At 61.3% G+C, this 13,887-nt stretch carries 13 protein-coding genes; 4 read left to right on the forward strand and 9 right to left on the reverse strand.

What is annotated here, in order from left to right; all coding sequences use genetic code 11:
- Positions 1–41 precede the first annotated feature (41 nt).
- The 5 genes from fabD to ACSOSP_RS07805 form a co-directional block, all read right to left on the reverse strand.
- On the reverse strand, positions 42–974 hold the full coding sequence (gene fabD / locus ACSOSP_RS07785; RefSeq protein WP_455310442.1) for an ACP S-malonyltransferase: 933 nt from the start codon (positions 972–974) through the stop codon (positions 42–44).
- 96 nt (positions 975–1,070) lie between these two features.
- Positions 1,071–2,060: a beta-ketoacyl-ACP synthase III gene (locus ACSOSP_RS07790; RefSeq protein ID WP_455310443.1), complete on the reverse strand. Its 990-nt coding sequence runs from the start codon at positions 2,058–2,060 to the stop codon at positions 1,071–1,073.
- On the reverse strand, positions 2,060–3,232 hold the full coding sequence (gene plsX / locus ACSOSP_RS07795) for a phosphate acyltransferase PlsX (protein ID WP_455310444.1): 1,173 nt from the start codon (positions 3,230–3,232) through the stop codon (positions 2,060–2,062). The genes ACSOSP_RS07790 and plsX overlap by 1 nt, the downstream gene beginning before the upstream one ends.
- A gap of 141 nt (positions 3,233–3,373) precedes the next feature.
- Complete coding sequence (gene rpmF, locus ACSOSP_RS07800) at positions 3,374–3,553, reverse strand: 50S ribosomal protein L32 (RefSeq protein WP_031363450.1); 180 nt, start codon at positions 3,551–3,553, stop codon at positions 3,374–3,376.
- A 166-nt stretch (positions 3,554–3,719) separates the two neighbouring features.
- Positions 3,720–4,373 carry a YceD family protein gene (locus tag ACSOSP_RS07805; RefSeq protein ID WP_455310445.1) on the reverse strand — a complete coding sequence of 218 codons (654 nt, stop codon included), beginning with the start codon at positions 4,371–4,373 and terminating at the stop codon, positions 3,720–3,722.
- Between the two features lie 454 nt (positions 4,374–4,827).
- Here ACSOSP_RS07805 and ACSOSP_RS07810 point away from each other — a divergent pair, with 454 nt between their 5' ends.
- Both ACSOSP_RS07810 and ACSOSP_RS07815 read left to right on the forward strand, forming a co-directional pair.
- Entirely contained in the window at positions 4,828–5,442 is a 615-nt protein-coding gene (locus tag ACSOSP_RS07810; RefSeq protein ID WP_455310446.1) for a Maf-like protein, read from the forward strand.
- Positions 5,439–6,158: an SAM-dependent methyltransferase gene (locus tag ACSOSP_RS07815; protein ID WP_455310447.1), complete on the forward strand. Its 720-nt coding sequence runs from the start codon at positions 5,439–5,441 to the stop codon at positions 6,156–6,158. Before ACSOSP_RS07810 ends, ACSOSP_RS07815 begins: the two co-directional genes overlap by 4 nt.
- Before the next feature lie 102 nt (positions 6,159–6,260).
- On the opposite strand, the gene ACSOSP_RS07820 is transcribed toward ACSOSP_RS07815, so the two are convergent.
- From ACSOSP_RS07820 to ACSOSP_RS07835, 4 genes are all read right to left on the reverse strand, one after another.
- A complete protein-coding gene (locus tag ACSOSP_RS07820) occupies positions 6,261–7,250 on the reverse strand; it encodes a S49 family peptidase (RefSeq protein ID WP_455310448.1) in 990 nt (329 codons plus the stop codon).
- Between the two features lie 61 nt (positions 7,251–7,311).
- Positions 7,312–7,710, reverse strand: coding sequence for a Rieske (2Fe-2S) protein (locus tag ACSOSP_RS07825; RefSeq protein ID WP_455310449.1), 399 nt, complete (start codon positions 7,708–7,710; stop codon positions 7,312–7,314).
- Positions 7,707–8,366, reverse strand: a complete 660-nt coding sequence (locus ACSOSP_RS07830; RefSeq protein WP_455310450.1) for an HAD-IIIA family hydrolase — start codon at positions 8,364–8,366, stop codon at positions 7,707–7,709. The genes ACSOSP_RS07825 and ACSOSP_RS07830 overlap by 4 nt, the downstream gene beginning before the upstream one ends.
- On the reverse strand, positions 8,367–9,371 hold the full coding sequence (locus ACSOSP_RS07835; protein WP_455310451.1) for an RluA family pseudouridine synthase: 1,005 nt from the start codon (positions 9,369–9,371) through the stop codon (positions 8,367–8,369).
- A 363-nt stretch (positions 9,372–9,734) separates the two neighbouring features.
- Here ACSOSP_RS07835 and ACSOSP_RS07840 point away from each other — a divergent pair, with 363 nt between their 5' ends.
- Both ACSOSP_RS07840 and ACSOSP_RS07845 read left to right on the forward strand, forming a co-directional pair.
- Entirely contained in the window at positions 9,735–9,944 is a 210-nt protein-coding gene (locus ACSOSP_RS07840; RefSeq protein ID WP_455310452.1) for a hypothetical protein, read from the forward strand.
- 350 nt (positions 9,945–10,294) lie between these two features.
- A complete protein-coding gene (locus tag ACSOSP_RS07845; RefSeq protein ID WP_455310453.1) occupies positions 10,295–13,747 on the forward strand; it encodes an Rne/Rng family ribonuclease in 3,453 nt (1,150 codons plus the stop codon).
- The last annotated feature ends 140 nt before the right edge of the window (positions 13,748–13,887 follow it).

The following is a 13,887-nucleotide window of genomic DNA, read 5'->3' on the forward strand; positions in this document are numbered from 1 at the left end:
TGTTTGTCGCTTAACTGCTTTGGCCTAATGGGCTAATGCATTCAGCCGGCGAGCAGTTTGCGGGTTTCTTCGAGCGAAGCCGGATCGAAAATCGACGCGCCGATCAGCGTACCGTCGATCCGCTTCGTCAACCCGTTCAGCACCTTGCCCGGACCGCATTCGATCACGTGCGTGATCCCTTCATGGGCCATCTTCTGCACGCTTTCAACCCAGCGCACAGGACCCGCAGCCTGACGCACGAGCGCATCCTTGATGGCAGCCGGTTCGGCGACGCTCGCGACATCGATGTTATTGATCAGCGGAATCTGCGGCACGCTTATATCCACGCTAGCCAGATACTCGCGCAACTGGTCCGACGCAGGCTTGAGCAGCGACGAATGAAATGGCGCCGACACCGGCAACGGCAACGCGCGTTTCGCGCCCTTGGCCTTCGCAATTTCGCAGGCTTTTTCAACGCCGGCTTTCGCACCAGCAATCACCACTTGGGACGGCGCGTTGAAGTTCACCGCTTCCACGATCCCCGCCGCCGATGCTTCGGCGCAAACGGCGCGCACAGCGTCGTCGTCGAGACCCAGAATGGCTGCCATGCCGCCTTCACCCACTGGCACTGCGCTCTGCATGGCTTGTGCGCGAAATCGCACGAGCGGCACGGCGGCTGAAAACGGCAACGCCCCGGCAACCACAAGCGCCGTATATTCGCCGAGACTATGGCCCGCGACGAGTGCCGGTTTCAGTCCCGTTTCTTTTTCCCACACACGATAAATTGCGTACGCGGCCGTCAGCATGACGGGTTGCGTGTTCGTGGTCAGACCCAGCTCTTCAACCGGACCAACGGCCATCAGCTTGCCCAGATCCTGACCGAGCGCATCGGATGCCTGTTGCACGGTTTCGCGCACCACGGCGTGGTCGGCGAATGCATTGAGCATGCCGACCGATTGGGAACCTTGTCCCGGAAAAACGAACGCGAATTTCATGAGGTCCTTGCTCGATTGGATTGTCGAATGACTGACGTGGCGTGATGAAGAAGTCGTATCGGCTAAATATCCGCTCAGTAGCGGCTCAGTAGCGGCTCAGTAGCGAATAACCGACGCGCCCCACGTGAAGCCGCCGCCCACCCCTTCGATCAGCACATGCTGGCCGCGCTTGATGCGCCCGTCGCGCACAGCGACGTCGAATGCGAGAGGAATCGATGCCGCCGACGTATTGCCATGCTCGCCCACGGTCACGACCATGCGCTCCAGCGGCACATGCAGCTTGCGCGCGGTGCTTTCCATGATGCGGATATTGGCCTGATGGGGAACGAGCCAGTCGATGTCGCCAGCGGTCAGTCGCGCCTTCTCGAGCGCCTCGACGGCCACTTTTTCCAGCACCTTCACCGCCAGCTTGAATACGGCCGGACCATCCATGTGCAGGAACGCGCTGCCTTCGATCACGCCTTTGTTCACGTTGCCCGGCGTGCACAGGATGTTCGCGTGGCTGCCGTCGGCGTGAAGCGCGCTGGACAGTACGCCGGGTTCATTGGAGGCTTGCAGGATCACGGCGCCCGCGCCATCGCCGAACAGCACGCAGGTCGTGCGGTCGTTGAAATCGAGAATGCGCGAGAAGGTTTCAGCACCAATGACCAGCGCCGTACGATGGGCGCCGCCGCGGATGAGGCTGTCGGCCATCGCAAGGGCATACGCGAAGCCCGAGCAGACCGCCTGGATATCGAACGCAGCGCCGCTATTCTTGATACCGAGCTTGTTCTGCAACAGGCAAGCCGTGCTGGGAAAAACGAAGTCAGGTGTTGACGTGGCGACAATGATCAGGTCGATCGACTGCGGATCGATACCCGCGGCCTCTATCGCATGACGAGAGGCCTGCAGGGCGAGTTCGCTGGTCGTCTGATCGGGCGCGGCGAAATGACGTGCATGGATACCGGTGCGGGCGACGATCCACTCATCGCTCGTTTCAACACCCTGTTTTGCCAGACGCTCGGCCAGTTCCTGGTTCGAGACACGGTCCACCGGCAGGTAACTGCCCGTGCCGATCACGCGGGAATAGAGATTCGATTGAGCCATTATGCCTTCGAGGATAGCGCGGCACCCGGTTCGCCCGGCTGCACGAGCGGGCGGGCGGCGACCGTATTATCGCCTGGGGCGATGGGGTCGGCCGCGGGGTCGGCCTGATTCGGGACCACGGTGCCAGCAGTGTCAGCGCAAGCGCCGAGAGCCGCTTGTTTCACGGGAGCAGCGTTTTCTTCCATGGCGCGCACAAGGCGTTCAAGCACGCCATTTTTGACGGCATCATACCCGCGTTTTATAGCCCACTCAAACCCGTAGGCTTGTGCCGATCCATGGCTCTTGATGACCAGCCCGCGCAGGCCGAGCAGCGCTGCGCCGTTATATTGAGCGGGGTCGACCCGCCGTTTGAAGCGTTTCAGAACGGGCAATGCGACGAGCGCCATCAGCTTGGTCAAGAGCGACCGGCTGAATTCCTCGCGGATCATGTCGGTCAGCATCTGCGCCAGGCCTTCGGAGGTCTTCAGCGCCACGTTACCGACAAAACCGTCGCACACGACCACGTCGGTCGTGCCTTTATAGATGTCGTTGCCTTCCACGTTGCCGTAGAAATTGAGCGTGCTTGCGCGCAGCAATTCGCCGGCGCGCTTGATGATGTCGTTGCCCTTGATGACTTCTTCGCCGATGTTGAGCAGACCAATGGTCGGTCGCTCCTTGTCCCCGATAGCGGCGACAAGCGCGTGGCCCATTTCGGCGAATTGCAGCAAGTGTTGCGGCTCGCAGTCCACGTTCGCGCCCAGGTCGAGCACGGTGGTGAAGCCCTTCTGGCTTGGCATCGCGAATGCGATAGCCGGACGCTCAATGCCAGGCAGCGTCTTGAGCACGTAGCGGGACACGGCCATCAGTGCGCCGGTGTTGCCTGCCGAGATGCACGTCTGGGCCTGGCCGTCCTTGACGAGATTGAGCGCTACCCGCATGGACGAATCTTTCTTCCGGCGCAGCGCAACTTCGACGGAATCATCCATCTCGACCACTTCGGTGGCCGGGACGACCGTCAGCCGGGTTTCGCCCGTGGCTTTGCACTTCTTCAGTTGCGCGCGGATGGCCGACTCGATGCCGACAAGCAACAGCTGCGCATCAGGATGCGAACGCACGAAACTGACCGCGGCAGGGACGGTCACGGCCGGGCCGTGGTCGCCTCCCATGCAGTCGATAGTGATCTTTACGGTCATGGAGTGCGACGAATTTCAGGCACAAAAAAGCGGCAGTGAAATGCCGCCTTCTTGTTATACCGGGAAGATGTCAAGCGCGAACAACCGCGACTCAGACCACGAGTCAAGACGGTAACGCCAGACGCAACAAGCGTCGTACGCTTAGTCGTTCTTCGTCTTGATGACTTTCTTGCCACGATAGTAGCCGTTCGGGCTCACGTGGTGACGCAGATGCACTTCACCCGTGCTCGGCTCAACGGCCAGAGCCGGTGCGGTGAGGAAATCGTGCGAACGATGCATGCCGCGCTTGGACGGCGATTTCTTGTTTTGCTGAACTGCCATGATAACTCCGGAAAAATTTTGCGAATTCTAACACAGCTCGACACGCCGGAGACCCTGACCTTCGGCCAGTGGACCTTTCCGGACGCATCGCGCCGCCTGATGATTCGACACCCGGCCTGATGCCGGATACCAATACTCTTGAGTGCGGGCGTTTAAAGCACGCGCTTCAATGCTTGTTGTCGTCGGAACCGCCCTGCTTGAGCTTACCGAGCGCGGCGAACGGATTGGGTCTGCCTGAGCCGCCATCCTGCTGCGTGCCTGCATCTCCATTCAGACCACCATCGTCCAGCTCGCCCTCGGCGCCGTCGAGACCCGTGACCAGGCTCTCGTGCACTTCAGGACACACTTCGTGCTTCGGCACGAGCGGCAAGGTCAACAACAATTCCTCTTCGATCAAGTCGACGAGATCGAACTGGCGTGAGCCAACGATCACTTCCACTTCATCGTTGTCTAGCGGAAACTCGTCCGCTTCGTCTTCCGTTGTGACAATGCGATACGTTGCATCGACATCCAGATGTTGCGAATACGGCGAAAGACAACGCTGGCATTCAATCCAGACCGATCCGTGCACCGCGAGCCGCAAATAAGGCTGCGGCGCTTCAGTGCCGTCGTCCTGCAACTCGGGCTGCATGGAGCCTTCGGCCTGCCATGAAAACATCGTGTCGCGGTCTGGGGCATCTGCCGGCACTTCGTTCAACATACGCGGCAATTGCGAGACCCGTACACCACCTGCTGCCTGCCGACGGCTCTGGGCGAATTCGAACAGGTCGAGTGCGCGCAAGTCGGCGGGACATGCAGGTTTGCCAGGGTTCTGTGTCATGTGCGCTCCTGCAGTGGTCGTTGCCGCGTCGGCTGGATAGCAAGTCCGCGGAGGACGACCGGGGGTGAAGCTGCAGTATGCACCGCACCGGACCCGTCCGGCTGGTGTGGTTTATCCCGATTTTGCGGCGGTTTTGCGGCTTCAGCAGCAGCCCGCGGGCTTGTTGCTTATTTTCCGGCGACTATCGCGACATTCGGCCCCACCACTTTGGGCTACCCTCGACCTGCCTCTCTGAGCCGCAAGGCGTCCGGCACATCTCGGTACACTTCCGGCTACCGTGGCCGCCCCGGCATGCGTAAAAAGGCCTTCGCATACCGATGAAAAGCCCAAAATCATAGCGGCTTTGCCTTTTCGAGTCAAACACTTATGCTTCGGCTTGCGGCATCGCGGGGTTCAGTCCGACCCCAGCCCGGTTCCAGTCCTTCCTCCCATTTGTTCATAGCCAATCCTTTTCATGCCCGACGTCTCAACCAAGCCGCGCCTCATCCTTGCCTCGAGTTCGCGTTACCGGCGGGAACTGCTCGAACGCCTGCGCATTCCCTTCGATGTAATCACGCCCGATATCGACGAAACGCCACTGGACCGCGAAACGCCTGAAGCCACGGCCGTCCGGCTGTCGATCGCCAAGGCGCGTGCGGCCGCGGCCCGCGTGACCGATGCTTGCAGTGCGCTGGTGATCGGTTCGGATCAGGTCGCGACCTGCGACGGCCGTCAGATCGGCAAGCCCGGCACGCACGACAACGCGCGCGCGCAGCTTCAGTCGATGCGGGGAAAAACCGTCGAATTCCACAGCGCGCTGTGTCTCTTCGACAGCCGCACGGACCATATCCAGTCCGCCGATATCGTCACGCGCGTGCAATTCCGTGAGCTGTCGGATGCGGAAATCGAAGCGTATTTGCTTGCCGAAACGCCTTACGACGTCGCGGGCAGCGCGAAATCGGAGGGTTTGGGCATCACGCTAGTCGATGCAATCCATTCCGACGATCCCACCGCACTGGTCGGTTTGCCGCTGATCGCGTTGTCCCGCATGTTGCGCGCGGCCGGGTTTCCGTTGATGGGGGCGGCATGAGCGGCGTTTTGTACCTGATCCCGAACACGCTCGGCGATGGCGACAGCGCCGCGCTCGCCGATGTCCTTCCCGAGCCCGTGCGTGCCCGCGCGGCGGCGCTGCAGTACTACATTGGCGAGAACGCGAAAACCACGCGCGCCTTCCTGAAGAAGGTCGGAACCGAACGGCCGATCCAGGAAATCGAGATCCGCGAACTTAACGTCAACACGCCGCCGGGCGAGGTCGATAAGCTGCTGAAACCGATTCTGGCCGGCACCGACGCCGGTCTCGTCTCGGAAGCGGGATGCCCGGCGGTCGCCGATCCGGGCGCCCTGCTCGTGCGCCGCGCCCACGAGCGCGGCGTAAAAGTCGTGCCGTTCGTCGGCCCCAGTTCGATTTTGCTGGCGCTGATGGCGTCCGGAATGAACGGGCAGAGTTTCGCTTTCAACGGCTATCTTCCCGTCGATGCCACCGAGCGCGGCAAACGCCTGCGCGAGCTGGAAGCGTTGTCGCGCAAGGCGAACCAGACGCAGATTTTTATCGAGACGCCGTACAGGAATCGCGCGCTGCTGGACACGTTGCTCGCGACCTGCGCGCCGTCCACGCTGGTGTGCGTCGCGGTCGACCTGACGTTGCCCGCCGAGACGATCGTCACCCGAACCGTTTCAGACTGGAAAAAGAAAGCCGCGCCCGAGTTGCATAAACGGCCGGCTATCTTCTTGCTGCTAGGCGCATAGGGCGGGGCGCATCACGCGGCCACGCTTTCCGCACTACGCACAATAAAAACCGCTCGCCTGATGACCCAAGGCGAGCGGTTTTTATCTAAAACACAGGGAAAATCACTTCAACTGCATCTTCCCGCCCATCATCAGCGCGTGCATCGATGCATTGCCTACCGCCGCGCCGAACTTGCGCGCTACGCGCTCGCCAATGCTCTCTTTCTGCGTGTAATCGACAATATCCGGCTGTTTGACGATTTCGCGCGCGACGTAATCGGCGTCACCGAAACCATCGGCGAGACCCAGTTCCACGCTCTTCTGACCCGTCCAGAACATGCCCGAGAAAACATCGGGCGACTCTTTCAGCCGATTGCCCCGGCCTTGTTTGACGGCATCGATGAATTGCTGGTGAATCTGGTCAAGCATCTCCTGCGCGTGCGCATCCATGGCCGGCGATTCAGGCGAGAACGGATCGAACGCGCCTTTGTTCGCGCCCGACGTGTGCAGCCGGCGCTCCACGCCCAGCTTGTCCATCAGGCCCGTGAAGCCGAAGCCGTCCATCAGCACACCAATTGATCCGACGATGCTCGCCTTGTCGACGTAGATCTTGTCGGCAGCGGCGGCGGCGTAATAACCGCCCGACGCGCACATATCGCCCACGACAACATACAGCGGCTTCGACGGATATTTCGCCCGCAAGCGCGTGATCTCGCGATTGATGATGCCCGCCTGCACCGGACTGCCGCCCGGGCTATTGCAGCGAAGGATCACGGCCGCGGTGCCGTCGTCTTCAAACGCGCCGTCGAGCGCTGCGTTCACATTGTCCGAGCTGGCGTCGCTATTGGCGGCAATTTCGCCTTCCAGTTCGACCAGCGCCGTATGGCGTTGGCTTTTCGCGACTTTGTCGCTGGTGAAATCGAACGCGCTCCAGACCGCGATCGCCAGGATGGCAAGGAACACGAAGCGGAAAAAGATCCGCCAGCGGCGTGCGGCGCGCTGTTCATTGATTGCCGCCAGCGCGATGCGTTCGAGCGCGGCGCGCTCCCAGTTGTCGCCGGTTGGCGCGGGACGTGCCTTATCCGCGGAATCGGTGGGAATTTGATCGGACATGCGTCGCCTGGTTGACTGATTAGAAATGAGGAGCGGAAGGGTCTTGAATAGCTGAAATGCGTCAAGCCGGACGGAGATCGTCGTCGGGAAGCCAGAAGACGGCGCGGCCTTCGGGCGTGTCGCGATCTTCCGCTGCCACCCGCCGCAAACGCGCGCCGCGGCAAGGGCCGCCGACGCATTTCCCCGTGTCCGGCTCGTAAATCGCGCCGTGAGTCGCGCACATCAAGTATAAGCCGGAGCTCTCGAAGAACTTGCCTTCGGACCAGTCCATCTCCATGGGCACGTGAGCGCAGCGGTTGAGGTAGCCAAAGGGTTTGCCGTCGTATCGGACAAAAAACACGGTGGCTTCGCCGCCTTTGTCGACGGCCTTATGACGAACGCCGTCACCGCCATCGACCAGATCCTCCGACGCGCAGATTCGCACCGGCTCAAGCGACCCGGCAAGCGGCGTCCCTGTCATGCGTTCTCCCGCAGCCAGTCTCCGAGTGACGCGACGTTTTCGGCCACGAACAACGGCTCGAGTGCGTGCAGCGACTTCGCCGGATGCGCGCCATACGTCACGCCGACCGCCGCCGCGCCGGCATTCTTCGCCATCTGCAGGTCGTGCGTGGTGTCGCCGATCATCACGGTGCGGCTCACGTCCTGTCCGAGTTCACGCGTGAGTTCGTGCAGCATGGCCGGATGCGGCTTGGAGAAGGTTTCGTCGGCGCAGCGCGTGCCGTCGAAGAGGCTCGTCAGGCGCGACTGGTCCAGCGCGCGGTTCAGGCCCACACGGCTTTTACCCGTTGCGACCGCGAGCAGATAACCCTCGTCGCGAAGGTTCTGCAGCATGCCGCGCACGCCATCGAAGAGCTCGGTTTGCTCGCCCTTGATCAAATAATGAAAGCGATACCGCTCGGCAAGCTTCGGGTAATCGACGGGGTCGAGCGTAGGCGCCGCGATCTGCAACGCGTCGCGCAGCCCCAGGCCGATCACGTAACTTGCTGCTTCATCGGCGGGAACCGGCAGGCCAAGGTCGCGGCACGCTGCCTGAATGCTGCGTGTAATGTGCGCCGTGGAATCCATCAAGGTGCCGTCCCAGTCGAAGACAATCAGATCGAATTGCTGACGGGCCATTTATTGGGTCTCTCTAGAATTTTGTTTGAGTTGTTCGATAAACCGCCGGCATTCCGCCGGCAGCGGCGCTTCGACCTGAAGCGTCTCGCCGGTCGCCGGATGCACGAGTTTCAGCCTGAAAGCGTGCAGAAACATGCGTTTGAGCGACGGATTGGCGTCGGTGCGCACCAGGTTCTTGTTCAGCGCGAAGTCGCCGTACTTGGTGTCGCCGGCGATCGGCAGGCCGATATGCGCCATATGCACACGAATCTGATGCGTACGGCCCGTCTTCAGTTCCGCCTCGACCCACGCGTAGTCACTGAACCGCTCGATCAGGTTGAACACAGTGTGGGAGGCAAGGCCGTCGTCCTGGACCCGCACGCGGCGCTCGCCCTCGGGCGTCAGGTATTTGTGCAGCGGTTCCTTCACGATCCGCCGACGACCCCAACCCGCCAGCCAGTCGCCATGACCGACGGCCTGGTAGCGTTTATCGATACGGTTATCGCGCATTTGCTCATGCACGTTGATCAGCGCCGAGCGCTTTTTCGCGAGCATCAGCACGCCGGAGGTCTCGCGATCCAGCCGATGCACCAATTCGAGGAATTTCGCCTGCGGGCGCGCGTTGCGCAGTTGCTCGATCACACCAAACGCCACGCCGCTGCCGCCATGAACGGCGACGCCGGCGGGTTTATCGATAACGATCAGGTGATCGTCTTCAAATAGTATGGGGAATTCGGCAGCCGGCGCATTCGATGAAACCGGGGTTTCGTCCAGTTGCGCGGTACGAATAGGCGGCACGCGCACGAGATCGCCCATTTCCAACCGATAAGCGGCGTCGATGCGCCCCTTATTTACGCGCACTTCCCCGCTGCGCAAAATCCGGTAAATGTGACTTTTTGGTACGCCTTTACAGACGCGAAGTAAAAAATTGTCGATGCGCTGACCCGCCGCATTTTCGTCGATCTCGATCATCGAGACCTGTTCGCTTGCGACCTTTTTATGGGATGTTTTGCCTAACTCATTCATTCTGAATATAATTTGCGGACAGTCTGGAAAAAGCCACTAAGCTGGCCGGATGTTGTCAGACTGTACAGGTGCAAGCAGTAAACCGTTATTTTACTTGCGCCCAGGGCCAGTTGCTCACCCGGAAAACGGAGTAACAAGTTGCACGCACGACGATATCGCACGGCAGGGACGGTGCCCACAGGCGCGTTCGGTCGAGTCGATCGTCGACACGGTAACGGATTTTTGGCGATCAAGAATTTTATCGGCGAGAGGCAGTGAGGTCCGGACTAAAACCCGGCTTCTTCCGGATGTGACCCGGGTATCAGGCAGGTATCGAAAAGATATCGGGCGGGTATCAGGTTAGGGTGAACGGAACATTGTCGCTTGGCCGTTGCGAAAAAAACGGCTTCTGCTGCAAGCTGCGCTGAAACGGGCGAAGCGTGGCGGAAGACGCAACAAGACGAGACACCCAACGCGGTTACCGGGCGCTTTGAGCAACCGGCAAACCGCAACGGCAATCTGCCGCAGGTTTGGAAAACGTCGGTCGGTTTTTTGATTGCGCGGGTTTTGCGCGATAACCCTCCTCCCGTTTGACACTGCGTCAGGCCGCATCCGGCTGCTGCTGGCTGCATTGCCGGCTCTTCGAGTATTTGAAGGACGTCGAGCCGCAGTGCGGTGCCGCTTAAGCCGCCGGCCGTTGCGTTACGGCGTGTCGAAGTCTGTTCGCAGGTGCCCCAAGGCTTGTTGCCCGTCGCGACGCGTTTCGTCGCTGGCCGGCAGCCAGACTCGTCCCAGGCAATTCTCCCCGCCAGAACTCCCGCTCCAGCGTGCTTTGTGACAACACACACAAAAAAGCGCGGCGCGCCCGCCCTCCTGCTTCACGCGACTGACAACCGCGCGAATTCGCTCGATGGGGGCCGGTAGAGCCGCTCTGGAGCCGTCCAATGAAACGCATGCTGTTTAACGCGACGCAGCAAGAAGAATTGCGCGTCGCCATCGTCGATGGGCAAAAACTCATCGACATCGACATCGAAACCGCCGGGCGCGAACAGCGCAAAGGCAATATCTACAAGGGAGTCATTACCCGCATCGAGCCCTCGCTCGAAGCCTGTTTCGTGAACTACGGCGAAGACCGCCACGGTTTCCTGCCGTTCAAGGAAGTCGCCCGCCAGTATTTCAAGGACGGCGTCGACATGCGCTCCGCACGCATCCAGGACGCGTTGCGCGAAGGTCAGGAACTGATCATCCAGGTCGAAAAAGAAGAACGCGGCAACAAGGGCGCGGCCCTGACCACGTTCATCTCGCTCGCCGGACGCTATCTCGTTTTAATGCCGAACAACCCGCGTGGCGGTGGTGTATCGCGCCGGATTGAAGGCGACGAGCGCCAGGAATTGCGCGAAACGATGGCCCAGCTCGATTTGCCGGAAGGCATGAGCATCATCGCGCGCACAGCAGGAATTGGCCGTTCGGCCGAAGAACTGCAGTGGGACCTGAACTACCTGATGCAATTGTGGCGCGCGGTGGAAGCGGCATCGCAAAGCGGTGTGGCCGGCAAGCCGATGCTGATTTATCTCGAATCCAGCCTCGTGATCCGCGCGATTCGGGATTATTTCCAGCCGGATATCGGCGAAATTCTCATCGATACCACCGAAATCCATGACCAGGCCAGCGCCTTCATGGACATCGTGATGCCGGATAACTTGAGCAAAGTTAAGCGCTATCACGACGACGTTCCCCTTTTCTCCCGTTTCCAGATCGAACACCAGATTGAAACCGCGTATTCGCGCACGGTGCCGTTGCCCTCGGGCGGCGCGATCGTGATCGACCACACGGAAGCGCTGGTGGCTATCGACGTGAACTCGGCGCGCTCGACCAAGGGTGCGGATATCGAGGAAACGGCGACCCGCACGAACCTCGAAGCCGCCGATGAAGTCGCGCGCCAGTTGCGTTTGCGCGATCTGGGCGGCTTGATCGTGATCGACTTTATCGACATGGAGTCGGCCAAGAGCCAGCGCGAAGTCGAGCAGCGCCTGAAAGACGCGTTGAAGCACGACCGTGCTCGCGTACAAATGGGCAAGATTTCGCGCTTCGGTTTGATGGAGCTGTCGCGTCAGCGGCTGCGTCCGGCGCTCTCCGAAGGCAGCCATGTGACATGCCCGCGCTGTAACGGCACAGGCCACATTCGCGATACCGAATCGTCCGCGCTGCAAGTGCTGCGGATCATTCAGGAAGAAGCGATGAAGGAAAACACCGCGGCGATTCATTGCCAGGTGCCGGTCGAAGTAACCGCCTTCCTGCTGAACGAAAAGCGTTCGGAAATCAACAAGATCGAGTCGCGCTTCAAGGTCAACGTCGTGTTGATCCCGAACAAGCACCTCGAAACGCCGCATTACAAGCTGGAACGCCTGCGTCACGACGATACGCGTCTCGACGAACCGCGTGCTTCGTGGAAGATGGCTGAAGAAGCGGCGCACGAGCTGGAATCCGAAACGGGTTACAGCAAGCGCACCGAAGAAATCAAGCCGAAGCAGGAAGCGATGGTCAAGGGCATTACGCCGGCTTCGCCTGCGCCTAGCGCACCGGTAAAGGTAGCCGCTCCGGTCGCAGCACCTGCACCGGTGGTGGCTTCGACAGGAGCGGGCGGGTTTATCGGCTGGCTGAAGAACCTGTTTGGCGTGCAGCCCGAAGTAAAACCGGCTCCTGCGCCGGTCGTTGCACCCACGCCGGCACGCCCGGCGCGTGGCGAACGGCCAGAGCGTTCGGGCCAGGGTGGTGACCGGAACCGCAATCGCCGTGGTGGCGGTGCTTCGCGCGATAGCGCTGCAGCCACTAACGGCGCTGCGCCAAGCGCACCGGGCACGGCGGGTGGACGTCAAAACCCGCGCCGCGAGGAACGGGAACCGAAGGAAACGCGTGAACCGCGCGAAGCACGCGAGCCGCGTGAACCCCGCGAACCGCGTGGTGGGCGTGAAGCACGTGAGGGCCGCGAGCCGCGTGAAGCACGCGAAGGTCGCGAACCGCGTGAGGCGCGTGAAGGCCGTGAGCCGCGCGAAGTGCGCGAGCCCCGGGAGCCGCGTGAACCGCGTGAGAATCGTGGCGAACGCAGTGCTGAACGCGCGCCGGAACGTGCTGAAGCCGCCGATCGCGGTGAACGACGTGAACGTGGGGAACGTCCGGAACGGGGCGAACGCCGCAAGCCACAGCCGGAAGCCGCCGTCGAAGCTTTGACGCAAGGTGAGACGGTGGTGTCCGAGTTGAACGAAAACACCCTTTCGGCTCAGGAATCGCAGCAGAACGGCAACGCCGACGCATTGCAGGCCGATCAGGCCAGCGCAGCGCGTGAAGGCGAAGAGCGCCGTCGTCGCCGTCGCGGTCGTCGTGGTGGACGCCGTGATCGTGAAGAAGAAGGCGTGACGGCCAGTCAGGCTGGCGATACGGCTGAAAACGAAGGCAATGCTGACAGTGAACGGGCTCAAGCCGGTGTGTTCGACACGGATTCGTCGAGTGAAGCCGATGACAGCCGCGAATTCGCACCTGCCGCACCCGTGGTGGCTAAGCCGGTTGAAACGGTGACGGCTGTTCAGGCACCGGTGCAAGAACACGCACATGCAGTCACGGTCGAGCCGGTTTCGGCCGCCGCGATCAGCGTGACGGAGTTGCCGGAACCGGTTCGTGTCGCGGAAGTTGCGCCGGTTGAAGCGGCGCCCGTGGAAGCGAAGCGTGCCGAAGCCGAAGGTTTCGTGGTGTCGCATGCCGCGCAGGAAGTGCATGCTGCCCAGGAAACCAGCGCAGCGGTTGCTGAAGCGCCTGCGGCTCACATCTTCGAAAAGCCGGTGTCGCGGCCGATCGAAAACCCGTTCGGACCGACGCCGAAGGTAGCGGAAGAAAAGGTCGAAAGTCCTTTCGCCGATGCCCCGAAGGCAGCGGAACCCGCGCCCGTCGTGGCTCACGCAGCGCCGGAAGCTGAGGTCGCTGAACCGGTGAAAACGGCGCCCGTCGCCGCGACGCCGGAATCGGAGCTGATCTCGTCGATCGCATCGCCCGCGCCGGTTGTTGCAGAAGCGTCGGCGCCGGTCGAATCCGAGCCGGTCAAGGCGTTTGAACCGGTGGAAACGGTGGCTCCCGTGGCGCCTGCTCCTGTAGCGGCCGCCCCGGTTGCTGTAGTTGCCCCGGCCGCTACGATCGCGCCTGTCGCCCTGAAGGAAGAAGCGCTCAAGCCGATGCTGGATACGGCCGGCCTCGTCTGGGTGAACACCGACGCCGACAAGCTCCGCGCAGCCCGCGAAGCCGCAGCCCAGGCGGAAGCGCCGAAGCGGGTCGTACGCGAACGCAAGCGCCTGCCAGCGTTGGACGCGGCGCCGATGCAGCAAGTGGAAACAGGTAAAGACGCACATTAAACGCGTCTGACTTTCCGAAAAGCGCCACATGACTTCGGTCGGTGGCGCTTTTTTTATTGGACGCTTGAGAAATCCCGTGAAATGCCCGTGAAAAGGCGAAGGCGAGACGCTTTAAAACCGCCCTTCCGCTAAAATGAATT

This window comes from Caballeronia sp. KNU42 (assembly GCF_053760385.1).